Source organism: Pseudoxanthomonas sp. (genome assembly GCF_036845285.1).
GTDB lineage: Bacteria > Pseudomonadota > Gammaproteobacteria > Xanthomonadales > Xanthomonadaceae > Pseudoxanthomonas_A.
In genome coordinates this window covers 152,766-177,403 of record NZ_DAIUEE010000003.1, presented here as the reverse complement: position 1 = coordinate 177,403, position 24,638 = coordinate 152,766, and the positions used below count along the sequence as shown (strand labels likewise).

General features: G+C 66.7%; 22 protein-coding genes, 1 tRNA gene and 1 pseudogene. 14 read left to right on the top strand and 10 right to left on the bottom strand.

What is annotated here, in order from left to right:
* Positions 1-96 precede the first annotated feature (96 nt).
* A complete protein-coding gene (locus V7060_RS05475; RefSeq protein WP_334178243.1) occupies positions 97-1,560 on the top strand; it encodes an MFS transporter in 1,464 nt (487 codons plus the stop codon).
* A gap of 176 nt (positions 1,561-1,736) precedes the next feature.
* Here V7060_RS05475 and V7060_RS05470 read toward each other — a convergent pair whose 3' ends face one another.
* Positions 1,737-2,057 (bottom strand): hypothetical protein, encoded by a 321-nt coding sequence (locus V7060_RS05470; RefSeq protein ID WP_334178242.1) that lies wholly within the window; start codon positions 2,055-2,057, stop codon positions 1,737-1,739.
* 186 nt (positions 2,058-2,243) lie between these two features.
* Between V7060_RS05470 and V7060_RS05465 the strand changes: the two genes are divergently transcribed.
* On the top strand, positions 2,244-2,759 hold the full coding sequence (locus V7060_RS05465) for a Rid family hydrolase (protein WP_334178241.1): 516 nt from the start codon (positions 2,244-2,246) through the stop codon (positions 2,757-2,759).
* Between the two features lie 776 nt (positions 2,760-3,535).
* Here the strand turns inward: V7060_RS05465 and V7060_RS05460 are convergent.
* From V7060_RS05460 to V7060_RS05450, 3 genes are all read right to left on the bottom strand, one after another.
* Positions 3,536-3,820 (bottom strand): hypothetical protein, encoded by a 285-nt coding sequence (locus V7060_RS05460; protein ID WP_334178240.1) that lies wholly within the window; start codon positions 3,818-3,820, stop codon positions 3,536-3,538.
* Positions 3,821-3,949: 129 nt separating this feature from the next.
* Positions 3,950-4,660, bottom strand: coding sequence for an rRNA pseudouridine synthase (locus tag V7060_RS05455; protein WP_334178239.1), 711 nt, complete (start codon positions 4,658-4,660; stop codon positions 3,950-3,952).
* Between the two features lie 105 nt (positions 4,661-4,765).
* A tRNA-Phe gene (locus V7060_RS05450) sits at positions 4,766-4,841 on the bottom strand.
* Between the two features lie 179 nt (positions 4,842-5,020).
* Here V7060_RS05450 and V7060_RS05445 point away from each other — a divergent pair.
* The gene (locus tag V7060_RS05445; RefSeq protein WP_334178238.1) at positions 5,021-5,473 is read left to right on the top strand and encodes a DUF6491 family protein; all 453 of its coding nucleotides are present in this window, start codon (positions 5,021-5,023) and stop codon (positions 5,471-5,473) included.
* A gap of 18 nt (positions 5,474-5,491) precedes the next feature.
* On the opposite strand, the gene V7060_RS05440 is transcribed toward V7060_RS05445, so the two are convergent.
* From V7060_RS05440 to ftsY, 3 genes are all read right to left on the bottom strand, one after another.
* Positions 5,492-5,761: an oxidative damage protection protein gene (locus V7060_RS05440; RefSeq protein WP_334178237.1), complete on the bottom strand. Its 270-nt coding sequence runs from the start codon at positions 5,759-5,761 to the stop codon at positions 5,492-5,494.
* Positions 5,762-5,789: 28 nt separating this feature from the next.
* A complete protein-coding gene (mutY, locus tag V7060_RS05435; RefSeq protein ID WP_334178236.1) occupies positions 5,790-6,890 on the bottom strand; it encodes an A/G-specific adenine glycosylase in 1,101 nt (366 codons plus the stop codon).
* A 96-nt stretch (positions 6,891-6,986) separates the two neighbouring features.
* Positions 6,987-8,210 carry a signal recognition particle-docking protein FtsY gene (gene ftsY, locus V7060_RS05430; protein ID WP_334178235.1) on the bottom strand — a complete coding sequence of 408 codons (1,224 nt, stop codon included), beginning with the start codon at positions 8,208-8,210 and terminating at the stop codon, positions 6,987-6,989.
* 120 nt (positions 8,211-8,330) lie between these two features.
* On the opposite strand from ftsY, the gene V7060_RS05425 reads away from it, so the two are divergent.
* Positions 8,331-8,630 carry a hypothetical protein gene (locus V7060_RS05425; RefSeq protein WP_334178234.1) on the top strand — a complete coding sequence of 100 codons (300 nt, stop codon included), beginning with the start codon at positions 8,331-8,333 and terminating at the stop codon, positions 8,628-8,630.
* A gap of 236 nt (positions 8,631-8,866) precedes the next feature.
* Here V7060_RS05425 and htpG read toward each other — a convergent pair whose 3' ends face one another.
* Positions 8,867-10,765, bottom strand: a complete 1,899-nt coding sequence (gene htpG, locus V7060_RS05420) for a molecular chaperone HtpG (RefSeq protein ID WP_334178233.1) — start codon at positions 10,763-10,765, stop codon at positions 8,867-8,869.
* Between the two features lie 277 nt (positions 10,766-11,042).
* Here htpG and rsmD point away from each other — a divergent pair, with 277 nt between their 5' ends.
* The 6 genes and pseudogenes from rsmD to V7060_RS05390 all read left to right on the top strand — a co-directional run bounded on the left by rsmD (position 11,043) and on the right by V7060_RS05390 (position 16,041).
* Positions 11,043-11,687 carry a 16S rRNA (guanine(966)-N(2))-methyltransferase RsmD gene (gene rsmD, locus V7060_RS05415; protein ID WP_334178232.1) on the top strand — a complete coding sequence of 215 codons (645 nt, stop codon included), beginning with the start codon at positions 11,043-11,045 and terminating at the stop codon, positions 11,685-11,687.
* A complete protein-coding gene (gene coaD, locus V7060_RS05410) occupies positions 11,684-12,193 on the top strand; it encodes a pantetheine-phosphate adenylyltransferase (protein WP_334178231.1) in 510 nt (169 codons plus the stop codon). Before rsmD ends, coaD begins: the two co-directional genes overlap by 4 nt.
* Positions 12,194-12,237: 44 nt before the next feature.
* A complete protein-coding gene (locus V7060_RS05405) occupies positions 12,238-12,732 on the top strand; it encodes a hypothetical protein (RefSeq protein ID WP_334178230.1) in 495 nt (164 codons plus the stop codon).
* Between the two features lie 193 nt (positions 12,733-12,925).
* Positions 12,926-13,174: a YfhL family 4Fe-4S dicluster ferredoxin gene (locus V7060_RS05400; RefSeq protein ID WP_055940809.1), complete on the top strand. Its 249-nt coding sequence runs from the start codon at positions 12,926-12,928 to the stop codon at positions 13,172-13,174.
* Between the two features lie 140 nt (positions 13,175-13,314).
* Positions 13,315-14,970 (top strand): annotated as a pseudogene (gene ggt, locus V7060_RS05395) (gamma-glutamyltransferase); the annotation flags it as partial.
* Between the two features lie 180 nt (positions 14,971-15,150).
* A complete protein-coding gene (locus tag V7060_RS05390) occupies positions 15,151-16,041 on the top strand; it encodes an MBL fold metallo-hydrolase (RefSeq protein WP_334178229.1) in 891 nt (296 codons plus the stop codon).
* Between the two features lie 98 nt (positions 16,042-16,139).
* On the opposite strand, the gene upp is transcribed toward V7060_RS05390, so the two are convergent.
* On the bottom strand, positions 16,140-16,772 hold the full coding sequence (gene upp / locus V7060_RS05385; RefSeq protein ID WP_334178228.1) for a uracil phosphoribosyltransferase: 633 nt from the start codon (positions 16,770-16,772) through the stop codon (positions 16,140-16,142).
* 170 nt (positions 16,773-16,942) lie between these two features.
* On the opposite strand from upp, the gene V7060_RS05380 reads away from it, so the two are divergent.
* The 4 genes from V7060_RS05380 (at position 16,943) to V7060_RS05365 (ending at position 22,910) form a co-directional block, all read left to right on the top strand.
* Entirely contained in the window at positions 16,943-19,480 is a 2,538-nt protein-coding gene (locus V7060_RS05380; protein WP_334178227.1) for a TonB-dependent receptor, read from the top strand.
* Between the two features lie 79 nt (positions 19,481-19,559).
* Positions 19,560-20,699: a phytase gene (locus V7060_RS05375; protein WP_334178226.1), complete on the top strand. Its 1,140-nt coding sequence runs from the start codon at positions 19,560-19,562 to the stop codon at positions 20,697-20,699.
* Entirely contained in the window at positions 20,696-22,075 is a 1,380-nt protein-coding gene (locus V7060_RS05370; protein ID WP_334178225.1) for a metallophosphoesterase family protein, read from the top strand. The genes V7060_RS05375 and V7060_RS05370 overlap by 4 nt, the downstream gene beginning before the upstream one ends.
* A 232-nt stretch (positions 22,076-22,307) precedes the next feature.
* Entirely contained in the window at positions 22,308-22,910 is a 603-nt protein-coding gene (locus tag V7060_RS05365; RefSeq protein WP_334178224.1) for an inorganic diphosphatase, read from the top strand.
* A 109-nt stretch (positions 22,911-23,019) separates the two neighbouring features.
* On the opposite strand, the gene V7060_RS05360 is transcribed toward V7060_RS05365, so the two are convergent.
* Complete coding sequence (locus V7060_RS05360; protein WP_334178223.1) at positions 23,020-24,516, bottom strand: aminotransferase class III-fold pyridoxal phosphate-dependent enzyme; 1,497 nt, start codon at positions 24,514-24,516, stop codon at positions 23,020-23,022.
* Between the last annotated feature and the right edge of the window lie 122 nt (positions 24,517-24,638).

The window sequence follows — 24,638 nt, the reverse complement described above, 5'->3', positions numbered from 1 at the left end:
CCTGCGGGGCGCTGACGCAGTGCAAGTTGCAATCGCGCGGCGGCTCCGTAGGCTGGCCGTTCCGTCCGGATCCCATACCAGCAGGCATACCAATCCATGACCACCCAACCCACCCGATGGTCGCAGTTCAGCGTGCTGATCACCGTGTTCTTCTTCTGGGGTTTCGTTGCGGCCAGCAACGGCATCCTGATCCCGGTGTTCAAGAAGGCGTTCGACCTGACGCAGGCGCAGAGCATGTACGTCGCGCTGGCGTTCTATGTGGCCTATACCGTGGGCTCGTTGATCTATGTCGCCATCTCGAAGGCGATGGGCCAGGACGTGCTCAACAAGATCGGCTACAAGAACGGCATCTGCGTGGGCCTGGTGATTTCCGCGCTGGGTGCGTTGCTGTTCTATCCGGCCGCCAACACTGGTTCGTTCAACCTGATGCTGTCGGGACTGTTCATCGTGGGCCTCGGTTTCTCGCTGCAGCAGATTGCGGCCAACCCACTGGCCATCGTGATGGGTGATCCCAAGACGGGTGCGCAGCGGTTGACGATGGCCGGCGGCATCAACAACTTCGGTACCACCATCGGTCCGCTGCTGGTCAGTGTGGCGATCTTCGGCAGCGTCACTTCGGGCAACACCGAAGCGAGCATCGAAAGCGTCAAGACGCCCTACCTGGTGCTGGGCGCCGCCTTCATCCTGGTCGCGATCTTCCTGAAGTTTTCTTCGGTGCCCAACCACATCGACCTGGAAAAACTGTCTGAAAACGAAGCGCAGGACAGCAGCAAGCTGATCCACAAGAAGTCCGCGCTGTCGTATCCCCAGCTGGTGCTGGGCATGATCGCCATCTTCCTGTACGTCGGTGTCGAGGTCTCGACCATCGACAACCTGCCTGCCTACCTGGAGCTGCCGGTGGAGAAGGGCGGCCTGGGCATCGAGACCGCGTTGATCGCGCCGTTCGTGTCGCTGTACTGGGCCAGCCTGATGATCGGCCGCTGGAGCGGCGCGGCGGGCGCGTTCGACGTCGGCGCCGGTGCGAAGAAGATGCTGATGTTGATCCTGCCGTACCTCGCGTTCGGCGTGTTCCTGGCGGTCAACGCGATCACCGGCCACGATCCCTCGCAGTTCTTCGGCTACGCCGCGGTCATCGTACTGATGATCCTGGCCACGCTCGCCAGCAAGGGCAACCCGGCGCGCATGCTGCTGTACTTCGCCATCTGCGGCATCGCCGCGCAGCTGATCGGCATGTTCACCACCGGCATGACCAGCGTCATTGCGTTCATCAGCGTGGGCCTGTTCTGCAGCACCATGTGGCCGTGCATCTTCGCGCTGGCCATCACCGGCCTGGGCAACAAGACCAACCAGGGCAGCAGCCTGCTGATCATGATGATCATGGGCGGTGGCATCGTCAGCTGGGCGCAGGGTGCGCTGGCCGACAAGGTCGGCATCCACTACAGCTTCATCGTAGGCGTGGTGTGCTTTGCCTACCTGGCGTTCTACGCCATCGCCGCGACGCGCACGCTGCGCAAGCAGGGTATTGATCTGGACAAGCTGGCCGCCGGCAGCGGCCACTGAGTGCGATGCGCGCCGGAGAGAGGCCGGCGCGCGTCCCCCTGGCCATCGGGCAATTCTCCTGTCCGGTGGCCTTTTCTTTTCGGGTGTCCCGCGAGTATCGCTGCATGACGTGGCTTGTCGGTGTCGGGCCAACTCAGCGATATGGTTTCGCCCTCAGTCGAAGCGCGTAGCGATGCTCAGGCTGCCGCCAATGCCAGCACGGGGGCGCTGTCCCCTGCGCTCGTGCGCTGCCGGGTGGCGTAGCGGTCCAGCAGTCCCGCGCGCTGGCAGGCCCACTGCGTGACCCAGGCGACTGCGCGTTCTTCGCAACGGATGGCCATGTCGAACGGGGCGATGTCGCCCATGTCCACCAGGATCCGCAGCACGAACTCGTCCTGTTGGCCGTGCACCTGGGCGACGGTCATCCCGCCCACGCACAGGTCATGGCCGGCGTCCGTGCGATGCCAGGCGAAATGGTCGGGAAGGGCAAGCGCTGCCGTCTTCATGACGATGTCCACGTCGCGTCTCCGGGAGGGGATGGAGCGACCTTGCAGCACGGTCCGTAGAGAGGACGTCAAGACGCGCTGTCGCTCCGTGCGAGCGACTGCCGGCCATCAGCGACGTCGCGGTGGCGTGACGGATGGGACATGGCCGGCGGGGTGCCCGGCGCAAGACTGCGGTTCCCGGCCCGGAGTGCCCCACCCATGATCCGCCTGACGTCCTGCCTGCTGCTATGCGTCGCCGCGTCCACCGTCCATGCGCAGGACACGCCCACGCGCGAGCATTTCGCCAATCCCGGCCATGAGGCCGCGTACCACGACTGGCACTACACGCCGGTGGTGAAGGTGGGCGACATGGTCATCGTCTCCGGCATTCCCGCAGCGGGTGACGGTACGTACGAAGAAAAAGTGCGGCGCATGTTCGTGGTGCTGGGCAGGCAACTCGCCGAGGCCGGCGCGACCTACGCCGACGTGGTGGAACTGACCACCTTCCACACCGGCCCGACCGATCCGAAGAGTTTCCAGGACGAATTCGCCCGTTTCGCGCCCATCCACCACGAATACTTCCCCTCGCATTACCCCGCGTGGAGCGCGGTCGGTACCAGCGCGCTGCTCGCACCCGGTGCCGTGGTGGAAATGCGTGCCGTCGCGATGATCGGGTCCGGCCGCGCTCCGAAGGCGGACATTCCGAAACCCCGCCCGCGACCGGTGACGCCGTGACGCGACGTCGCGTCGGTCGATGTCCGTTACCGTGTCGCGCTTCGCCAGCATTCCTTCGACCAGATCCAGGGTCGCCGCCAGGTTGATCCCGCAAGTTTGCGTGGCCGTCGTCGAAGACCTGCCTCCACTGGCGATAGCCTTCCGGGCAGTTCGGCGCGGCTGCGCTCCAGGACGGCGACGGGGGTGACGAAGCCCTCGCGCAGGCCTGGATGGCGGATCCGGGCGCGGGTCCGCGCTGGCATGCAGGATCCCGCTGCCGAGTGGATGCCGGTCGATGGTGAGCGCCGGCATTCCAGCCGCACTGCAGCCCTGGCGGTGCCAACGTTGGCCGATATCAGGGCGCGACGGATTCGGCTTGCGTCGATGGGCGCGGAATTCCGCAAGCACTGCCCGGCACCTCGTCCTTTGCGTGGCGGCTGTCCGGATACCTGCGCGCGTGGCGATATCAGATAGCAACGTCCTACCGGCACTGCATGTGTCCGCCTTCGGCGCCGCACGCCCCAACGAGTTCCCATCATGCCGCTAGATGCAAATTCCCGATCCATCCTCGGGTGGTGCGTCCTCGCCGTCATCGTATTGGCGACGTGGCTCCATGGCCATGGCAAAGGCCTCGATCATCGCCTGCCCAGCTGCGAACCCGTGTCGGCGTCGACGGAATGGCAACGTGTGTGCGAGGCGCCTTGTCGTCCGCAGCCTGCATCCCGTGACGCAGTGCCGAGGGCAGGCGACGAGATACCGCCGCAAGCAGCAGGCATCGTCGGCACGGCGCCGCGCGCCTAGCCCTGTGGACAGCGGCCAGCCGTCTGCGCGGCCTGCGCCGCATCGAGCGAGGCGGTAGCGGCAGCGGATTCGATTGCAGCGGCCGCGAGTTTCCGCTGGTTCTTCTCGGTCGGCGACGCAACGGTGCGCTGCCGGATGTCTTCGTAGTCCTTGTCCACGTTCTCCGCCGCGCGCTGCTTGGCGGCCACGCTGGCGCATGCCGGTGCGCCTTCGCCACGCACAAGGCCATTGCCGCCGCAGGCGGCCAGCAGGAGGACGGGCGCCAGGATGAGCGGTCGCATGCGTGCTTTTCGGAAGGTGGGGATCGGCGCAGCCTACGAGGCGCGGCTCTACCACGATGTGAAACGCGCGGCCGGACGATCGGGAAGAGGGAGCACGAATGCCGCGTGCGCCTCGGAAAACGGGGCGATCTAGAAGCGCGCGCCGGCCGGCAGGTAGCGCCATTGCCCGACCGGCACTTTCGCCAGTGCGATGCGACCGATGCGGAGGCGGCGGATCGACACCACGTCCAGTCCGCCTTCGCGGCAGCGGTGGCGCAATTCGCCCGGTTGCACGTCCTTGATCGCGAAGCGCAACCGGACCTCGTTCTGCCAGCTCACCTTGCAAGGAGCGAGGCCCCGGCCCTGATAGGTGGTCACGTGGCCGATGCGGCTGAGCGTGTAGGGGTCGGTGGTGCCGCGGATCTCGACCACGAACTCCTGTTCGATCTGCGCATGGTCCTCGGTCAGGCGCCGCCACACGCGGCCATCCTGGCTGAGCACCATCAGACCGCTGGCGTCGGTGTCCAGCGGCATCAGCGGGGTCAGGCGTTGCAGGTGGCGCTTCAGCGGACGCACGCCGCTGTCGTCTTCCACCATGCGCGTGGCCGGTACGGCCAACGGTGCCGCGTCCTGCCAGGCGATGCCTTCCGGCTTGTGGAGCAGCAGCGTGGCGGGCTCGCTGGCGGTGAGTTCGGCGGCCGGGTCGATCTCCACGCGCTCGTCGGTGACGGGATGCTGTGGCGCTTCGATCGTCTCGCCGTCCACGGTGACCCAGCCGCCTTCGATGTAGTGCTCGGCCTCTGCGCGCGAACAGCCGGTGAGTTCGGCAACACGCTTGGCCAGGCGGATGGGGTCAGGCATTGGAGGGCACCGGGGTTGTCGAAGGAGCGCGCGGAGGCTGCCTGGCAGGGCAGGGATGCAGGAACGAAAAAGGCCTGCATCGCTGCAGGCCTTTCGTGAACGATATGGTGGCCCGGGGCGGATTCGAACCACCGACACGCGGATTTTCAATCCGCTGCTCTACCAACTGAGCTACCAGGCCAGGATCTTTCGCGGGTCGGCAAGCCGGTGCGAAGGCCGCAGATGATACGGATCGGGGCAAGGGAAGGCAAGCTGCACCCTCGGCTGAATGCCCGTCCACGACGCCCTGTCCGTCATCGGTGACGGGCGCATCATGGGCCGGCGGAGAGAGTGCCCCATCACACCGAACCGGAGTTCCCCATGAAACGCCTGATTCCCCTTGCCCTGCTGGCTGCCACCGCCTTGGCCGGCTGTGCCACCGCCGGCAAGCAGACCGACGCCGAAAAACTCGCCTTCTACCGCGGTCATGCCGGCGAGCCCGTCAAGGATTTCCAGTACTTCGGCCGCCTCAACGGCTGGACGCCCCTCGGCGACGGCGCGCTGGCGGTCTGGACCAAGCCCAGCGAAGGCTATCTGCTCGAGTTGTCCGGTCCCTGCCAGGACCTCGACTACGCCATGGCCATCCGCATCACCCAGTTCGGCAGCCGCGTATCCGCGCGCTTCGACGACGTGGTGCCACTGGGCGCGGGTACCGCCAGCATCAAGATCCCCTGCCGCATCCAGACCATCCGTCCGCTCGACGTGAAGGCGCTGCGGGCCAGCCAGAAGGAACTGCGCGAAGCCGCCGCGGTGGAGCGCGACGCGAAAAGTTGAGGGTGACGCCGGCCCGGTCTACGGCGAGGGCACGTAACCGGCCGGCTTGTCCGCACCGCCGCCGAACAGGAATTTCTCCAGTTCCGTTTCCAGGAAGGCGCGGTGCTTGGGATCGCGCGGCGACAGCCGGTTTTCGTTGATCAGCATGGTCTGGTGCGCCAGCCATGCCGCCCAGGCGGGCTTGCCGATGTTCGCGTAGATGCGCTTGCCCAGGTCGCCGGGATAGGGCACGAAGTCGAGTCCTTCCGTATCGCGTTGTTCGTACTGGCAGAAGACGGTGCGCGACATCGTGGAAGTCCTGTTGTAGGTCAGTGGATTACCGGCCATGCGGCCGTCGTGGAGCGCTTCCCGCCTGGGCGGGGGTGATGGCAAAGAGCAGTTTGCGGATCGGCGCCGGCAGGCCCAGCGCGGCAAGATCGCAGCGCGCCACCCAGCGCAGGCCGTCATTGTCGCGCACCGCGTCGCGCAGGGCGACCTTGCGCAGCCGCAACGGTTGCAGGTGCAGGCGATAGTGGCTGAACGTGTGCACGATCAACGGAAGCTCTTCGGCGGCGTCGTAATCGCCCTTCATTTCGCGGGCGAACCAGTCGCGCATGCCGGCGTCGGTGTCGGCTTGTGGCAGCGTCCACAACGAGGCCCAGATGCCGGTCTCCGGACGCCGTTGCAGCAGGATCTCGTCGTCGGCGTTCTCCAGCCATAGTGCGACGGCTTCGCGTTCCGGCAGCACCTTCGACGGCTTGGGCGTGGGCAGCACGCCAGTGAGTCCGTCGCGACGCGCCACGCAGTCTTCCTGCACGGGACACACCACGCAGGCCGGTTTCGCGCGCGTGCACAGCGTGGCGCCGAAATCCATCTGCGCCTGCGTGTAGTCGGCGAGCCGGCCATCGGGCACCTGACGCAGGTGCGTTTCGGCCAGCGCCCACAGCTGCTTTTCCACTGCAGGCAGCGCGGGCCAGCCGGCGATGCCGTGGAAACGCGTCAGCACGCGCTTGACGTTGCCGTCGAGGATGGGGAAACGGTCGTTCCACGCCTGCGACAGGATCGCGCCGGCCGTGCTGCGGCCGATGCCGGGCAACGCGTGCAGCGCATCGACATCGCGCGGCAGTTGGCCACCGTGGTCGGCGACGCAGGCCTTCGCGGCAGCATGCAGGTTGCGGGCACGGGCGTAGTAGCCCAGTCCGGCCCAGTGTGCCATTACGTCATCGGTCGACGCGGCGGCGAGATCGGGCAGGGTGGGGAAGCGCTCGACGAAGCGCAGGAAATACGGCGTCGCCGTGGCGACCTGCGTCTGCTGCAACATGATCTCGGACAGCCACACGCGGTAGGGCGTGCGCGGATGCTGCCATGGCAGGTCATGGCGGCCATGGCGGTCGAACCACGTCAGCAAACGCTGCGCGAAGGGAGCGGTGCTGCTCACGCCGGACGGTCTGTGGGAGCGACGTCAGTCGCGATGACGCCGCCGCGGTGGTCGATCGCGACTGACGTCGCTCCCACAACCGCCATGGAGCTGATGTCAGCCGCCACCCAGCGCTTCCGGCAACAGTGCATCGACGAAGGACTCCGCATCGAACACGCGCAGGTCTTCCACGCGCTCGCCGATGCCGGCGTAGCGGATCGGGATGCCGAACTCGCGTGCCAGCGCGAACAGCACACCGCCCTTGGCCGTGCCATCCAGCTTGGTGACCACCAGGCCGGTGACGCCGACCGCGGCATGGAACTGCCGCAACTGCGAGAGCGCGTTCTGGCCGGTGGTGCCGTCGATGACCATCAGCACTTCGTGCGGCGCGTTTTCGTCGATCTTGCCGAGCACGCGGCGGATCTTTCCCAGTTCGTTCATCAGGCCGGTCTGCGTGTGCAGGCGGCCAGCGGTGTCGGCGATCAGCACGTCGATACCGCGCGACTTGGCCGACTGCAGCGCGTCGAACGCGACCGAGGCCGCATCCGCATCCTGGCCCTGTGCGACCACGGGAACGCCATTGCGTTCGCCCCAGGTCTGCAGCTGTGCGACGGCGGCGGCGCGGAACGTGTCGCCGGCGGCCAGCATCAGGCTGTGGCCGTCCTGCTTGAAGCGGCGCGCCAGCTTGCCGATGGTGGTGGTCTTGCCGACGCCGTTGACGCCGACCGTCAGCACGACGAAGGGTTTGCGGGTTGCATCGATGACGAGCGGCTTCGCGACCGGCGCGATCAGCGCGATCAGGTCCACGCGCAGCGCCCTCAGTAGCGCCTGCGCGTCGGCGAATTCGCGTTCCTTCATGCGCTTGCGCAGGTCTTCGATGAGCGCGGTGGTCGCCGGTACGCCGACGTCGGCGGTCAACAGCGCGGTTTCGATTTCATCCAGCAGGTCGTCGTCCAGGCGCGGATTGCGCGTGAACAGACCGGCCAAGCCCAGCGCGGCGCTGGTGCGGCGCAGGCGGTCGCGCCAGCCGGACTTGCCGGCCGCAGCGGCGGGCGCGGCATCGGCTTCGGCGTCCTGCACCCTCTCGACCGCCTGTGGGGGAGAGGGCTGGGGCGAGGGGGCGAGTGGGGCAGCTTCAGCCTTTACGACGAGCGGATTTTCCCCCTCATGCGCCTGCAGCACCTTCTCCATCGCAGATGGGGCAGAGGGGGGGGCGGCATCCGCCGGCAACGGCTCCGACGGCGCGCGCGGGAAGGCGGCGGCGAGCTCTTCGGTGCTGGGGCGGGTCTGGGCGGCGTCCGGGCCGTCCTGGGGCTTCTTGCGGCGGAAAAAACCGATCATTGCAGGGGGGGGTCTCGAAGAGGGCGACATGCTACCACCCGGCCGTCGGACGCCCGGGCACAGGACTCAAGTGGGGCCGGCGGCGGCCGATATCGAGGGCGGAAAACCCGGAATCCAAGCATGAACGCCATTACCGGCATCGCGACCTCGGGCCTGCGCGCCGCCTCGATCGGCTTGCAGGCTGCCGCGCACAACCTCGCCAACCTGGCCACGCCCGACGCCACGCGGCAGTCGTTAGCGCTGTCGGCCGAGGGGGCGGGGGGCGTATCCGCGACGGTGGTCGACGCGCAGGCCGATCCGGCCGCGCCGCTTGAGGACGTGGCCGCGATGCTGACCTACAAGGCGATGGCCGGCGCCAACCTGTTCGTGCTGAAGGTGGCGGACGAGACACTGGGCGGGTTGCTGGATGTCAGTGCTTGACGTCCTTCTCCCTGCGCAGCGGGGAGAAGGTGCCCGAAGAGCCTGCCCCGTACTTGATACGGGGGCGGATGAGGGGCGCTTTTTTCCCAGTCGCACGCTGCGGCCTGAAGAAGGGCGCGTCCGGCGCCTATCAAGGCTTTCTGAGCGGACTGCCTCCGTTCGCCCCTCACCCGCCTTCGGCACCCTCTCCCCGTTCCACGGAGAGAGGGGAGTAGCTGGGAGCGCGCGACTTTCGATTACGCCGACAACTCCAGCAGCAGCGCATTGAGGCGCTTCACGTAACCGGCCGGATCCTTGAGGCTTTCGCCGGCAGCCAGCGCTGCCTGGTCGAACAGCACCCGGGTCAGGTTGTTGAAGCGGTTCGCATCGCTTTCGGCATCCAGCTTGGCGATCAGCGGATGCTCCGGGTTGAACTCGAACACCGGCTTGCTCTCCGGCACCTGCTGGCCGCTGGCTTCCAGCAACTGGCGCATCTGCAGGCCCAGGTCGCCCTGGCCGATGGCGAGGATGGCGGGCGAGTCGGTCAGGCGGTGCGAGACGCGCACGTCGGCCACGTCCAGGCCGAGCACGGTCTTGATGCGGCCGGCGAGGGCTTCCTTTGCCTTGGCGGTTTCTTCCTGCGCCTTTTTGTCGTCCTCGCTGTCCAGCGCGCCCAGGTCCAGGTCGCCGCGGGCGACATCGACGAAGGATTTGCCGTCGAACTCGGTCAGGTAGCCCATCAGCCATTCGTCCATGCGGTCGGTGAGCAGCAGCACCTCGATACCCTTCTTGCGGAAGATCTCCAGGTGCGGACTGTCCTTGATCTGCGCATGCGACTCGCCGGTCAGGAAGTACAGCTTGTCCTGGCCTTCCTGCAGGCGGCCCACGTAGTCGACCAGCGACACGCTGGGCGCGCCGGAGGCATCGTGCGTGGAGGCGAAGCGCAGCAGGCCGGCGATCTTCTCGCGGTTGGCGTAGTCCTCGGCGGGGCCTTCCTTCAATACCTGGCCGAAGTTGCTCCAGAACGCCTTGTAGTCCTCGGGTCTGTCCTTGGCCAGCTTCTCCAGCATGTCGAGTGCGCGCTTGGTCAGCGCCGAGCGCATCGAGTCGACCACCGGGCCGGACTGCAGGATCTCGCGCGAAACGTTGAGCGACAGGTCGGACGAATCCACCACGCCGCGCAGGAAGCGCAGGTACAGCGGCAGGAACTGTTCGGCCTGGTCCATGATGAAGACGCGCTGCACGTACAGTTTCAGGCCCTTGGCACCGTCGCGGTGGTACAGGTCGAACGGTGCGCGGCCGGGGACGTACAGCAGCGAGGTGTATTCCAGCTTGCCTTCGACCTTGTTGTGGCTCCACGCCGCCGGGTCGGTGAAATCGTGGGCGATGTGCTTGTAGAACTCGGTGTATTCCTCGTCCTTGATCTCGGACTTGGCGCGCGTCCACAGTGCGCTGGCCTTGTTGACGGCTTCCCACTCGACGGCAGTCGGCGTCTCTTCGCCGTGCTGTTCCTTCGGCATCTCGATCGGCAGGCCGACATGGTCGGAATACTTCTTGATGATGCCGCGCAACTTCCATCCATCGGCGAAGCCTTCCTCGCCTTCCTTCAGGTGCAGCACGACGCGGGTGCCGCGCTCGGGCTTGTCGACGGTGGCGACTTCGAAATCGCCTTCGCCGGCGCTGGACCAGTGCACGCCCTCGCTGGCCGGCAGCCCGGCGCGACGGCTGAATACGTCCACGCGGTCGGCCACGATGAAGGCGCTGTAGAAGCCCACGCCGAACTGGCCGATCAGGTTGGCGTCCTTCTTCTGGTCGCCGGACAGGGCGCGCAGGAACTCGCCGGTGCCGGATCTGGCGATGGTGCCGAGGTGGGCGATGGCCTCGTCGCGGCTCATGCCGATGCCGTTGTCGTCGATGGTCACCGTGCGCGCGGCGGCGTCGAAGCCGACGCGGATGCGCAGGGTGGGATCCTCTTCCAGCAGCCCGGGTTCCTTCAATGCCTCGAAGCGCAGCTTGTCGGCGGCGTCGGCGGCGTTGGAGACCAGCTCGCGCAGGAAGATCTCCTTGTTCGAATACAGCGAGTGGATCATCAGCTGCAGCAGCTGCTTCACCTCGGTCTGGAAGCCCAGGGTTTCTTTGCGGCTCTCAACGGTCATCGCGGTCGTGCTCCATGGAATCGGTGTGCGGGCCGCGGGCGGCGGCCAATGCCTCCCGGTGTATGGGTCGGGGGCGGCTTTCTCAACCGTACGCCCTGCAGGAGGGGCTTCAGCCCCGACCGCAGCAACAGGGTCCGCGTCGGGCGATCACCGTGCCAGCGCGTTGCGGCGCGCTCTTCATTGCGGCATGTACGGGTCATTGCGGCATGTACGGGCTACCGGGGCGCGCACAAGGACGGGGACGTATCATGCGGGGCCTTCCGTTGCCGCCCTGCCGATGTCCCGCAGCTCTCGCCGCCATCCTCCCGCGTCCGCTCCCGCCATCCGCGGGACCGGCCATGTGCGGATCATCGGCGGACGCTGGCGTGGCACGAAGCTGGCCGTGCCGGACCGCCCGGGCCTGCGCCCCAGCAGCGACCGGGTGCGCGAGACCCTGTTCAACTGGCTGACGCCGGCGTTGCCGGGCGCGCGCGTGCTGGACCTGTTCGCGGGGACCGGCGTGCTGGGGCTGGAGGCGCTGTCGCGTGGGGCCGCACGGGCCGTGCTGGTGGAACGCGACCCGGGCCTCGCCGCAACGCTGCGCGAGGCGGTGACCAGGCTGTCCGCGCAGGCCGAGGTGCACGCGGCCGATGCGCTGGCGTGGATCGACGGTTGCCGCAACGCCTTCGACCTGGTCTTCCTGGACCCGCCCTTCGCCGATGGCCTGTGGGCGAAGGCGCTGGAGGGCCTGCTGCCGCGCCTCGCCCCCGGGGCCTGGGTCTACGTGGAATCGCCGACGGATCTCCCGCCGGATGTCCCGCCGTCCTGGGCGTTGCACCGCGAGGGGCGCACGCGCGAGGTCCGCTATGCCCTGTATCGCGCCCCGGGCCATCACGCCACTGTTACACTTCGGCCCGACGATCCGCCGGCGACGACTGAATGACTGTGGCGCGCAACCGGACGGCCGTGTACCCCGGCACGTTCGACCCCATCACCAATGGCCATATCGACCTGATCGACCGCGCTGCGCCGCTGTTCGAGCGCGTGATCATCGGGGTGGCGGAAAGCCCTGGCAAAGGCCCGGCGCTGCCGCTGGCCCAGCGCGTCGCGCTGGCCCGCGATGCGGTGGCGAAGCATCCGCATGTGGAAGTACAGGGCTTCGACGGCCTGCTCGCGCACTTCGTCAAGGACGTCGGCGGCGGCGTACTGCTGCGCGGCCTGCGCGCGGTGTCCGACTTCGAATACGAGTTCCAGCTGGCCAGCATGAACCGCCACCTGATCCCGGAGGTCGAGACGCTGTTCCTGACCCCTGCCGAGCAGTACGGCTTCATTTCCTCGTCGCTGGTGCGCGAGATCGCGCGACTGGGCGGCGATGTCTCCGGCTTCGTCCCGCCGGCCGTGACCGCAGCGCTGAAGGCGCAGTGGCAGAACAACAAGCAGGGCGCCTGAGCGCCACGATTCCGACAACCGTTTTACCAAGAGGGGGAATACCCATGAAGAAGTTCGCAAGCCGCATCATGCTCACCGCCTGCCTCGTGCTGCCGTTCGCGGCGTGCAAGAAGCAGGATGACGCCCCGGCCGAGCCGGCCGAAGTCGCGCTGGTCGCGCCGACCACGAACGAAGACGGCCCGTGGAAGGAATACCTGAGCAAGGTGGTCGACGCCAACATGGGCACGATCACCAATACGCCGTACGTGTACTACCTGCCGGCCGAGACGGATCCGGAGTTCGAGGCCAAGTACGGCCGCCAGCTGGACCAGGCCAAGGGTGCGGTTGCCCGTGGCGTGAGCAGCGGCAACCTGATCGCGTTCGGCTCGCCGAACAGCGCCAAGGTCGCCGACCTGGCCGTGGCCGCGTTCGAAGGCGTCGAGACGGACGCATTCAAGGGCGTGCGCGTGCTGTTCATCGGCAAGGCCGAGGACAGCGAGCGGGTGAAGGCCGCCGTTGCACCGAGCAGCGCCGAATACGTGTTCGTCGAAGCCAAGTGACCTTCCGGCGCGTGGCCGCCGCACGGCGGCCACGCCTCTGCCGGAAGATCATCCCCACGCAGGCGGGGATCCAGTGACTTTCAGTCGCGCGCCGCAGCCAGCCTGCAGCGACCGGGCATCGAATTGAGTGCTGCCGACGAATGCCAAGATGAAAGTCGCTAGCTTCCCGCCTTCGCGGGAATGACGGAACAAGATGTCCCTCAAGATCAACGAACTCTGCGTCAACTGCGATGTCTGCGAGCCGGCCTGTCCCAACCAGGCCATCTCGATGGGCGAGACGATCTACGTGATCGATCCGGCGCGCTGCACCGAATGCGTCGGCCATCATGACGAACCGCAATGTGTCGTCGTGTGCCCGGTCGAGTGCATCGACCCCGATCCGGCGTATCCTGAGACCCACGAAGCGCTGCTGGCGAAGATGCTGAGGCTGCAGGCCGGCTGATCGCCAGGCTACGCACGCGCTTCCTCCCGGTGTCCGTTTCAGGAGAAGTCGTGATCCATCGCCGTCTGTCCGCCCTGTTGTTCGTCGTCGCCTTCGCGCCTGCCGCGCTGGCTGCCGACGTCGTCCGTCCCAACATTCCCTCCCATCCGCCCGGTACCGCCATTGCCAGCGCGCACGCGCTCGCCACGCAGGCGGGCTTGGACGTCATCGCGCAGGGCGGCAACGCGTTCGACGCGGCCATCGCGGTGTCGTCGACGCTGTCGGTGGTGGAACCGATCAGTTCGGGCCTCGGCGGTGGCGGCTTCTTCCTGCTGCATGACGGCAACACCGGCAAGGATGTCTTCATCGATGCGCGCGAGACCGCGCCGGCCGCGTCGACGCCCGACAAGTATTTGTTGCCAAATGGCGACTTCAACCGCGACCGAGCCGAGAACGGCCCGTGGGCTGCCGGCATCCCCGGCCTGCCCGCTGCCTTCGTCCACGTGGCGGAGAAGTACGGCAGGCTGCCACTGAAAACGTCGCTGGCGCCGGCGATCCGCACGGCGCGCGACGGTTTTCCGGTCTATGCACGCATGGCGCGCGGCTACCAGGCGCGTCGCGACGTGATGGAGCGCTACAAGGGCACGCGCGCCGTGTTCCTGGCCAACGGCCAGCCGATCAAGGAGGGCGATGTCTTCAAACAACCCGATCTGGCGCGCACGCTTGAGCGTCTCGCCGCGCAGGGCTTCGATGGTTTCTACCGCGGCGAGACCGCCAAGCTGCTGCTGGCCGGCGTGAAGGCCGAAGGCGGGCAGTGGACGGCGAAGGAACTGGCCGGGTACACCGTGCGCGAGCGCGAACCGCTGACGTTCAAGTACAACGACTGGCAGGTGACGACGGCACCGCCGCCGTCGTCCGGCGGCGTGGCGCTGACGCAGATGCTGCAGATCCTCGATGCCTACGATCTGAACAAGCTCGACGAAGCGCAGCGCACGCACCTGATCGTCGAAGCAATGCGCCGCGCGTTCCGCGACCGCACCTTCTATCTCGGCGATCCGGATTTCGTCGAGATCCCGATGAAGACGCTGACCAGCCCGTACTACGCGGCCGGCCTGCGTGCGACGATCAATCCGCACAAGGCCACGCCGAGCGACCTGCTGTCGGGCCAGCAGACGCCGCTGGAAGACGAGGAAACCACGCACTTCTCCATCATCGATGCCGAAGGCAATCGCGTCGCCGGCACGCAGACCGTCAACCTGCTGTACGGCTCGGGCCTGGTGCCGCCCGGTACCGGTGTGCTGTTGAACAACGAGATGGACGATTTCGCGCTGAAGCCTGGCACGCCCAACGCCTTTGGCGTGATGGGCTACGACGCCAACGCGCCCAAGCCGGGCAAGCGCATGCTCAGTTCGATGACGCCGACCTTCCTGGAATCGCCGGACAAGGTGGCGGTACTGGGTACCCCGGGTGGCAGCCGCATCATCACCATGGTGCTGCTGGGCGTGCTGGGCTACGACGCGGGCCTCGATCCGCAGGCGGTCGCCGCGCTGCCGCGCTTCCACCACCAGTGGATGCCGGACCTGATCGAGATGGAAACCGACGCGCTGACGCCCGCGTCGCAGCAGGCGCTGGAAGCCATGGGCCACAAGTTCAAGGTCGCGGGTAACACCGCACAGGGTGGCCGTGGCTCCAGCCATGTCTGGGGCAACCTGCAGACGGTGGAGTGGGACAAGACCACCAACACCCTGCATGGCGGCAGCGATCCACGCAACGACGTCGGTGCGGCCAAGGTCGTCGAAACAACCGCGAAGCCCTGAATAGGGCGCTGTACTCCTGTAGGAGCGACGTAAGTCGCGACCGGAAAAGTCCGGTACACGAAGCAACGATAGTGCGTATTGATCGGATTGCCGCCTGATCCGACCGCAAGCGTGACCCAAGGATGGCGGTCGCGACTTACGTCGCTCCTACAGGTGAGCGCGCAGGCGTAGAATCGCCCCATGAAACTCTGGTCCCTGCTGGGCAATTCCCAGAAACTCGATGGGGGCGCGATGTTCGGCAACGCGCCGCGCGCCATGTGGGAGAAGTGGTCGCCGCCGGATGCGGAGAACCGCATCGAACTGGCCTGCCGCGCGCTGCTCGCGCAGCCACTGAACGGCAAGACCGTCCTGTTCGAGACCGGCATCGGCGCCTTCTTCGAGCCGAAGATGCGGGCGCGTTTCGGCGTGCAGGAAGACCGCCATGTGCTGCTCGACTCGCTGCAGGCGGCGGGCTTCTCGCACGAGGACATCGATGTGGTGGTGCTCAGCCACCTGCACTTCGACCACGCCGGCGGCCTGCTGGCGCCGTGGCAGGAGGGCATGGCGGCGACGCTTCTGTTCCCCAACGCCACGTTCGTCGTCGGTGCCGAGCACTGGCAGCGAGCATTGACGCCGCATCCGCGCGACCGCGCCAGCTTCATTCCCGAACTGCAACCCTTGCTGGAAGCGAGCGGGCGGCTGGAACTGGTCACCGGCGAACATTCGGTGGCGCTTGGCGAATCCGTGCGTTTCAGCCTCAGCGACGGCCACACGCCGGGCCTGATGCTGGCGGAGATCGTCGGACCGGAACGCGTGGGCGGGCAGGCGCACGGTGGCGTGGTGTTCTGCGCCGACCTGATCCCCGGCCGGTCGTGGGTGCACGTGCCGATCACCATGGGTTACGACCGCAACGCGGAACTGCTGATCGACGAGAAGCGGGCGTTCCTCGAAGACAAGCTGGCGCGCAACGTCCGCCTGTTCTTCACCCATGATCCGGGCTGCGCACTGGCGCAGGTGACCCGCGACGAGAAGGGCAAGTTCGGTGTCGCCCACGAGGTGGCTGACCTGCAGGCGCGCCCGTTGGCGGCGTGACCTCCGAAGCCGTGGGAGCGACGTAAGTCGCGACAGGACGATGTCTTCGCGACTTACGTCGCTCCCACGACAAGAATTTCGCTAGGACAGGCGAAGTTTCAGCCGATCCGCGTGCCGAATATGCGGTCGCCGGCATCGCCCAGGCCGGGCAGAATGTAGCCCTTGTCGTTGAGGCGCCCGTCGATGGCGGCGGTGTAGACCTCGACGTCGGGGTGCGCCGCTTCCAGTGCCTTCAAGCCCTCCGGCGCGGCGACCAGGAAGATGCCCTTGATCCGTTTCGCGCCGGCGCGCTTGAGCATGTCGATGGTGGCGATCAGCGTGCCGCCCGTGGCCAGCATCGGATCGAGGATCAACGCGTCGCGCTCCTCCAGCCGCCCGGTCAGTTTTTCGAAGTACGGCACCGGCTGCAGCGTCTCTTCGTCGCGTTGCAGGCCGACCACGCTGACGCGCGCGGTGGGGATCAGCGCCAGCACGCCCGGCAGCATGCCCAGGCCGGCACGCAGGATCGGCACCAGCGTGATCTTGGCACCGCCGATCTTCTTCACCTCCACCGGCCCGGCCCAGCCGGCCATCGTTTCGGTCGTCAGTTCGAGGTCGGCCGTTGCTTCGTACGCGAGCAGGGTGCCGAGTTCGGTGACCAGTTCGCGGAAATCCTTGGTGTTGAGGCCGGCGTTGCGCAGCAGGCCGATCTTGTGCTGCACGAGGGGATGGCGGACTTCGACGGTTTTCATGGGCGGGCGGAGGCGATGACGGCGATGCGGATAGTGTGACCGAAATATGACGTCACGGCGGTGTCACCTGCGCATCGCGCATGCGACCAATGTCGATGGGACTGTCATGCCAGTGAAAGATCGCGGACATAAGGTCTGCACCCGGTATTCACATCCTCCGGGACTCCCCCATGTCGTCCAAACATCCGCTCCACGTCGCCGTCGTGCTTGCGCTGGCGATGGCCAGCCATGCGTCGAACGCGCACGCACAGTCCTCATCCGCCACGTCACCCGACGGCAGCGCCGACGCCACCACGCTTGACCGCATCGAGGTGCGCCCGCAGCTGGAACAGCAGATGCGCGCGATCGACTTCAAGCGTGGTGCCGACGCCATCCAGGACACGGTGTCCTCCGATGCGATGGGCCAGTACCCGGACAAGAACGTTGGCGAGTCGCTATCGCGCCTGCCGGGTGTCAGCGCGACCCGCGACCAGGGCGAAGGCCGCTTCGTCGTCGTGCGTGGCCTGGATGCCGCCTTCAACAGCGTCAGTGTGGACGGCGTCGCCATCGGCACGCCGGAAGACGCCAGCCGCGCCGCGCCGCTGGACGTCATTCCCTCCGATTCCACCGAGCGCCTGACCGTGGTGAAGGCGCCGACGCCGGACATGCCGGGCGACGCCATCGGCGGCGCCATCGTGGTGGAATCCGCCTCGGCGTTCGACCGCGACGGCCGGAGCATCCGCGCCAAGGCCGAGATGAGCCACCAGAACCTGAGCGGCGAGACCAGTCCCAAGGCCTCATTCAACTACAGCGATCTCTTCGCCGACGGCACCTTCGGCCTGGCGCTGGGCCTGAGCTACCAGGACCGCAACTACGAGTCCGACAACATCGAAGTCGAGTACGACAAGCAGGATGAGCGCGACGGACTGACCCCGATCGAGGTCCAGCAGCGCAAGTACAGCATCAACCGCGAGCGCACGGGCGTGAACCTCAACCTCGACTGGCGCCCCAGCGAAGGCAACAGCTATTACCTGCGCACGTTGTACACCGACTTCACCGACGCTGAGACGCGCCAGAACAGCATCATCCCGGTGGGCGAGGGCGACATCAGCGTCAACGCAGACGGCACCTACACCGTCGACGGCATCGATCCGGGCGATTTCAGCCGTCGCGTCCGCTTCCGCACCAAGGAAGAAGACACCTTCACGATCAGTGCGGGCGGCGAGAACCGCTTCGGCGCCGGCTCCGTTGTCGACTACAAGCTCGGCTTCACCAAGACGCGCGAGCGCGTGGAAGACGAAGTGGAAGCGCGCTTCGAATACGAGGGCGACGACGACGTCTCCATCCTGATGGATGCGTCGTGCCCGATCCCGCGCTACACGATCTCCGACAATCCGTCGGGCGGCTGGCTGGACAACGACAACTATGCGTTCAACCGCTTCGTCATCGCACCGAAGTGGGTGGACGACAAGGAGCACAGCGCGCAGGTGAACTTCACCTTCGTCGGCGACACCGTCACCTGGAAGACCGGTCTGCTGGGTCGCTGGCGCGACCGCGACGTGGATATCGACGAGGCCGAGCTGCGCCGGGGACCGGACCCCAACCTGGGTAGCTGGACTACCGGTTCGCCGCGCTACACGCACGGCAACATGGGCGACGGCATCAGTTCGCGCGCCATGAACCGCTACCTGCGCGATCATCTGTCCGATTACACCGCGCGTCCGCGCGACGTGGCGGCCAACACCGAGGTTTCGCTGATCGAAGACTACACGGCGAGCGAGGACATCCTGGCCGGCTACCTGATGGCGACGATGGACTTCGACAAGCTGCGCGTTATCGCCGGCGCCCGCGTCGAGCGCACCGAGTTCGAGGCCACCGGCAACGTCGTCGACCTGGAAGACGAGGAGACGATCCGCGCCATCACCACCCGCGATGTTTCCAGCAGTTACACCAGCGTGCTGCCGGGCCTGCACCTGCGTTACGACATGGGCGACTGGGTGCTGCGTAGCGCCTACACCACCACCATCGCGCGTCCGTCGTTCGGCAGCATCTCGCCGCGCACTCGCATCAACCGCGACGAAGAAGAAGTCGAGCTGGGCAATTCCGAGCTGGATCCGTACACATCGCGCAACGTCGACATCTCGATCGAGCGCTACCTGGGCGAGACCGGCATCGTCTCGGCCGGCCTGTTCTACAAGAACATCGACGACTACATCGTCGACATGACCACGCGCGACAATCCGGACTACCAGGGTTTCGATGTGACCATGCCGGTCAACGGCGACAAGGCGACGGTATATGGTGCCGAACTGAACTGGCAGCAGCACTTCGACAGCGGCCTGCTACTGGGTTTCAGTGCGACCTGGCTGGACACCGAATACGGAATCAACGGCCGCAGCTTCACCCTGCCGAACGCCTCGGACCGCCTGTACAGCGCGCACATCGGTTACGAGAAGGGTGGCCTGAGCACGCGCATCGCAGCCGTTCGCCGCAGTGAGTACCTCGACGAGGTGGATGCCAGCGACAGCGATTTCGATATCTGGGTGGCAGCGAACACCCAGCTCGACTTCAGCCTGGACTACAAGGTCAGCGACCAGTGGGGCTTCTACTTCGAAGCCTCCAACCTGCTGGACGAGCCGCTGGAGCTGTACCACGGTTCGCCGTCCAACACGCTGCAGAACGAACTGTACGGCCGTACCTACACGGCCGGCGTCAAGCTGCGCTTCTGACGGCTGCGTGCGGTCCGTCGACACTACCTCGGCGGACCGTCGTCCGTTCACGCGTCGCCGAACTTCCAAGGAAACAACGATGATCCAAGCCCGCCTGCTGTTCCCCGCCTTGATCGCCAGCCTGCTGATCACTGGTTGCACCGGAAAATCCGCTGTGCCTGCCGCAGACATGCGCGATTCCGACGAGAAGGCGTCGCGCGCTGCGACGACGCCCGACGCGCGCGACATTCCGGTGATCAAGGAAGCCTTCCTGACGCCGATGACGCCGGCCGACAACATCGACTCGCCGGCCTCGTGGACGAACGCCGACGGCAAGCGCTGGCTGATCGCCACCGCGAAGGCGACCGACAAGCTGGTGGTCTACGACGGCCAGACCGGGGCACATCTGCGCGACGTCGGCACAGCGGGCGAAGGTGCGGGCCAGTTCAAGCGACCGAACGGCATCGCGGTGGTCGATGACCTGGTGTTCGTGGTCGAGCGCGACAACCATCGTGTGCAGGTGCTGTCTTTGCCGGATTTCACGCCGGTGCTCAGCTTCGCCGCCGAGCAGTTGCAGAAGCCCTATGGCCTGTGGGTCAACAGGACCGGCGAGGGCTACCAGGTCTACGTCACCGATGCCTACATGGCGGGCGAGGACGCGAAGGGCGACGACATCCTGCCGCCGCTCGACCAGCTGGACAGGCGCGTGTGGCGCTTCGAGGTCGCGCGACATGGCGATGCGCTGGCGGCGAAGGCCGTCGGCAGCTTCGGTGACGCCACGGCCGACGGTGCGCTGCGCGTGGTCGAGTCGATCTGGGGCGATCCGGCCAATGATCGCCTGCTGATCGCCGAGGAAGACGAGACCTACGCGAACGAGTTGAAGGTCTACGACCTGGCGGGCAAGTACGCCGGCAAGACCATCGGCCGCGATGTGTTCAAGGCGCAGTCCGAAGGCATCATGCTGAAGACCTGCGGCGACGGCAGCGGTTGGTGGCTGACCACCGAGCAGGGCAAGGGCCGCACGGTGTTCCACCTGTTCGACCGCAGGACACTGGCGCACACCGGCGCGGTGACCGGCGCGCAGGTTGCCAATACCGATGGCATCTGGCTGGACGCGTCCACGTCGGAGCGCTTCCCCGAGGGCGTGCTGTACGCCGTGCACGACGACCAGGGCGTCGTGGCGTTCGATTGGCGCGACATCGCCAAGGCGCTGCAACTGCCGGCGTGCCAGACCCCATGAGCCAGGGCCGAATGATGCGGCAATGCCTGCTGATCGTGCTGCTGCTGGGCGCCTGCGCGGGGGCAAGCGCACAGGACGCGGCGGCGCGTCCGCCGGAGCCGAACACGCGCGTGCCGGAAGGTGTGCTGCGCTATGCGCCGACGGGATTTCCGGATCGCATCGTGGCCTCCCCGGCGCAGGATGCGGGCACCGGTTTCGCCGTGGCGTGGCGCACGGACGCGAAGGTCGAGGCGCCGCTGCTGGAGATCGTCGTGGCCGGTGATTCGCCGGACATGGGCGAACCGCGCAGGATCACCGCCGCCAGCACCGTGCTGAAGACCGAGAACGGCAGTGCGCACCATCACCGTGCCGACGTCGATGGCCTGCAGCCTGACACGCTGTATGCATGGCGCGTGCAGGGCGACCGCACCTGGAGCGCGTGGCGCCACACGCGTACGGCGGCCGCGACACCAGGACCGCTGACCCTGCTGTACTTCGGCGATACGCAGAACAAGAACGTCAGCCTCACCACGCGCGTGGTGCGCGAAGCGATGCGCCACGCGCCTGACGCACGGCTGGCGCTTTACGCCGGCGACCTGGTCAGTGGCGGCGATGGCGAAGACGACAACGAGTGGGGCGAGTGGTTCGAAGCGAACGAGGTGCTGCCGACCTCGCTGGTCGTCGCGCCGGCACCGGGCAACCATGAGTACTTCGAGGAGTTCGAGGACACCCCGCAGGAGCGTCGCGTGCTGGGTGCGCATTGGCCGGTGACGTTCGCGCTGCCGGGCAACGGCGTGGCGCAGGCGAAACGGACGACGTACTGGTTCGACTACCAGGACGTGCGCGTGGTCGTGATCGATGGCACCTCGGCGCTCGATCTCGGCACGGCGAAAGCGCAGGCCGCGTGGCTGGACCGGGCGCTGGCGTCCAATCCGCACCGCTGGAGCATCGTGCTGACGCACCAGCCGTTCTTCTCGCCGCGCGAGGGACGCGACAACGTGCCGTTGCGCCAGCACCTGTTGCCGGTGATCCGTCGGCACAAGGTCGACCTGGTGCTGCAGGGGCACGACCATGTCTATGGCCGCCTGAAGGCGCCACCGCCGGTATTCGTGGTTTCGGTCACCGGCGCCAAGCAGTACCGGCTCTCGGACGAAGCACGCAAGACGATGCGGCCGGTCGCAGAGGACACCCAACTGTTCCAGGTACTGCGTTTCGACGGTCCGCGTCTGCGTTACGAAGCGCGTACCGCGACGGGACGTCTGTACGATGCCTTCGATCTCGTCGACGACGGGGAGAAGGGCAAGCAACTGGTCGAGCGCACGGAAGGTCGCATCGACGAACGCGCCTGCACGCGTGCCGAAACCCTCAAGGGTCGCGCCGACCGGTGCTGGGAATGATCGATGCCGCAGAGCCGAGCCTGCTCCGCTCATTGATGCGAAAGGAGCGCCGAGTAATTGCCGTCGTCCCCGCGCAGGCGGGGATCCAGCGATTCAAGCCATTGGAAGCAAAGACACTGGGTTCCCGCATTCGCGGGAATGACGAGCGAAAGGCGAGTTGTTCAGAGATTCCCTGATGCATCACCCATCCATTCAAGCGCAGTGGAGCAAGCTCCGCTCTACCGGAGTGACCATGAAACATTTTTCTGTCGGAGTACTGCTTCTCTTGTTTGCCGCGAGCGCGCTGGCCCGTGAGGCCCACATCCGCCATCCGTTTCTGGCGCAGCAACCGAAAGCGGCGCCGGACGAAGTCCTGCTGGCGGTGGAGATTCCCGCCGGCAGCTTCACCAAGTACGAGATCAACGACGAAGGGCTGGTCTACGTGGACCGCTTCCAGTCGATGCCGGTGGCGTATCCCGCCAACTACGGCTCCATGCCGCGCACGCTGGCCGGCGACGGCGATCCGCTCGACGCGCTGGTGCTGACGCGCGAACCGCTGCATCCGGGCGTGCTGGTGAAATTCCGTCCCATCGGCGTGCTGCGCATGCTCGACGACGGCCAGCGCGACGAGAAGATCATCGGCGTACCCGCCGACAAGGTCGATCCGACCTACGCCAACATCCGCGACCTGGCCGATCTGCCGGAGATCGAGCGCCAGCGCATCGAGGCGTTCTTCCGCGTCTACAAGGACCTGCCGAAGGGCCGCAATCCGGTGCAGCTCGATGGCTATGGCGATGCGAAGGAAGCGAAGGCGCTGATCCAGGCATCGCTCGAGCGCTTCACTGCACAACCGTAGGGTGGGCCTTGGCCCACCGGCGAAATCCAGACGGCGGGCCAAGGCCCGCCCTACGGAAAAGAAAAAAGCGAGCCGAGGCTCGCCTTCTTCGTCATACGGACCGCGAGGCTCAGGCCGCCGCAGCCTGACTGATCCGCGGACCTTCGCGCAGCGCCTTGCCGACCATGCCGACCAGCAGGTCCAGCTCTTCACCGTCCATCGCGAAGTGCGGGGTGAAGCGCAGCGAGTTCGCACCGCCGTGGATGACGTTCAGACCCTGCTGGCGTAGCCATTCCTCGGTGGAACCGGTGCCGTAGCACTTGAACGCTGGCGACAGCTCGCACGAGAACAGCAGGCCGGTGCCCTGCACGTTGGTGATCAGGCCGCCGAGTTCCGCCTGCAGCTGCTGCAGCTTCTGCACCGCTTCGACGCCACGCTTGCGGATGTTCTCGCGCACCTGCGGGGTCAGCTGGGCCAGGGTGGCGCAGGCCACGTCCAGCGCGCGCGGGTTGGTGGTCATGGTGTTGCCGTACACGCCCTTGCGGTACAGGCCGGCGGCGCGCTCGTTCACCGCCAGCACCGACAGCGGGTACTGCGCGGCGTTGAGCGCCTTGGAGTAGGTCTCCATGTCCGGCGCGTCCAGGCCTTCGAAGCCCGGGTAGTCGACGATCGACAGCACGCCGTGCGCACGCAGGCCGGCCTGGATGGAGTCCACCAGGAACAGGCTGCCGTGGCTGCGGGTCAGTTCGCGCGCGGCGGCGTAGAACGCCGGCGGCACCGAGCGGCCCGGATCGCCTTCGCCCATCACCGGCTCCAGGAATACGGCCTCGACGAACCAGCCCTTGGCGTCGGCATCGGCGAACGCCTGCTTCAGCGCGTCCACGTCGTAGGGCGGGATGGCGATGACCGAATCCTCGCCGCGGTAGCTCGCCAGGTGCTGCTGGTAGGACTTGCGCGAGGAATCCGAATACAGCGCCGGGCGTTCGGTGCGGCCGTGGAAGCTGCCCTTCACCACGATGCGCTTGATGGTGCGGCCGGCATGGCGACCGTCCGGATCGGTCATCAGCTTGCTGTTGATGTCGGCGATGCGCGCGGCCAGGCCGACGGATTCGGAACCGGAATTCAGGCACAGGAACTTGGCGAACGGGCAGCCGCCGCGGGTGTGGCCGATCTCGTTGCGCAGGGCGCGGTCGAAGCGCAGCTGCGACAGGCTGGGCGTCATGATGTTGGCCATCACCTGCGGGCGGGCCATCGCGTCCAGCACGGCGGCGGGGGTATGGCCGAAGCCGAGCATGCCGTAGCCGCCGGCGTCGTAGAGCACCGCGCCATTGAGCGTGACCACCCACGGCCCGCGACCGGCGAGGGCGATGTACGGGTTGATGGCGTCGTCGGCGTAGAAATTGACGTAGCCGGCCTGCACCGCGCGCAGCTGCTCGGCTTCGTCCAGGTCGAACAGCTCGGCGAACTCGTCCTGCAAGCGGGCGTGCTCGGCGGCGGCGGCTTCGATGGCGGCGACCAGGTCGGGGTGGCCCTTGGCGAGGCGTTCGACGGAGGCGTCGTCCAGGCCGACGGTGAGGCGCTGTCCCCTGTGGGCGCGGAGCGGGGCAAGGTGGTCGGTCAGGGCCATGGAAATCCTCCGGCGGCAAGCGGTAAACCCGTATTATCGGGAATAATTCGTCATTTGACAGTTGTGAACTGCGCGGATTTAGAGGATATTTCGTCGATTCGACGAAGCTCGTCCAAACAATC

What these genes read in the sequence shown, in the direction of transcription:
- V7060_RS05475 (WP_334178243.1), top strand. Translation starts at nt 97, where the DNA reads ATGACCACCCAACCCACCCGATGGTCGCAGTTCAGCGTGCTGATCACC.
- V7060_RS05465 (WP_334178241.1), top strand. Translation starts at nt 2,244, where the DNA reads ATGATCCGCCTGACGTCCTGCCTGCTGCTATGCGTCGCCGCGTCCACC.
- V7060_RS05460 (WP_334178240.1), bottom strand. Translation starts at nt 3,820, where the DNA reads ATGCGACCGCTCATCCTGGCGCCCGTCCTCCTGCTGGCCGCCTGCGGC.
- V7060_RS05455 (WP_334178239.1), bottom strand. Translation starts at nt 4,660, where the DNA reads ATGCCTGACCCCATCCGCCTGGCCAAGCGTGTTGCCGAACTCACCGGC.
- V7060_RS05445 (WP_334178238.1), top strand. Translation starts at nt 5,021, where the DNA reads ATGAAACGCCTGATTCCCCTTGCCCTGCTGGCTGCCACCGCCTTGGCC.
- V7060_RS05440 (WP_334178237.1), bottom strand. Translation starts at nt 5,761, where the DNA reads ATGTCGCGCACCGTCTTCTGCCAGTACGAACAACGCGATACGGAAGGA.
- ftsY (WP_334178235.1), bottom strand. Translation starts at nt 8,210, where the DNA reads ATGATCGGTTTTTTCCGCCGCAAGAAGCCCCAGGACGGCCCGGACGCC.
- V7060_RS05425 (WP_334178234.1), top strand. Translation starts at nt 8,331, where the DNA reads ATGAACGCCATTACCGGCATCGCGACCTCGGGCCTGCGCGCCGCCTCG.
- htpG (WP_334178233.1), bottom strand. Translation starts at nt 10,765, where the DNA reads ATGACCGTTGAGAGCCGCAAAGAAACCCTGGGCTTCCAGACCGAGGTG.
- rsmD (WP_334178232.1), top strand. Translation starts at nt 11,043, where the DNA reads ATGTCCCGCAGCTCTCGCCGCCATCCTCCCGCGTCCGCTCCCGCCATC.
- coaD (WP_334178231.1), top strand. Translation starts at nt 11,684, where the DNA reads ATGACTGTGGCGCGCAACCGGACGGCCGTGTACCCCGGCACGTTCGAC.
- V7060_RS05405 (WP_334178230.1), top strand. Translation starts at nt 12,238, where the DNA reads ATGAAGAAGTTCGCAAGCCGCATCATGCTCACCGCCTGCCTCGTGCTG.
- V7060_RS05400 (WP_055940809.1), top strand. Translation starts at nt 12,926, where the DNA reads ATGTCCCTCAAGATCAACGAACTCTGCGTCAACTGCGATGTCTGCGAG.
- V7060_RS05390 (WP_334178229.1), top strand. Translation starts at nt 15,151, where the DNA reads ATGAAACTCTGGTCCCTGCTGGGCAATTCCCAGAAACTCGATGGGGGC.
- upp (WP_334178228.1), bottom strand. Translation starts at nt 16,772, where the DNA reads ATGAAAACCGTCGAAGTCCGCCATCCCCTCGTGCAGCACAAGATCGGC.
- V7060_RS05380 (WP_334178227.1), top strand. Translation starts at nt 16,943, where the DNA reads ATGTCGTCCAAACATCCGCTCCACGTCGCCGTCGTGCTTGCGCTGGCG.
- V7060_RS05375 (WP_334178226.1), top strand. Translation starts at nt 19,560, where the DNA reads ATGATCCAAGCCCGCCTGCTGTTCCCCGCCTTGATCGCCAGCCTGCTG.
- V7060_RS05370 (WP_334178225.1), top strand. Translation starts at nt 20,696, where the DNA reads ATGAGCCAGGGCCGAATGATGCGGCAATGCCTGCTGATCGTGCTGCTG.
- V7060_RS05365 (WP_334178224.1), top strand. Translation starts at nt 22,308, where the DNA reads ATGAAACATTTTTCTGTCGGAGTACTGCTTCTCTTGTTTGCCGCGAGC.
- V7060_RS05360 (WP_334178223.1), bottom strand. Translation starts at nt 24,516, where the DNA reads ATGGCCCTGACCGACCACCTTGCCCCGCTCCGCGCCCACAGGGGACAG.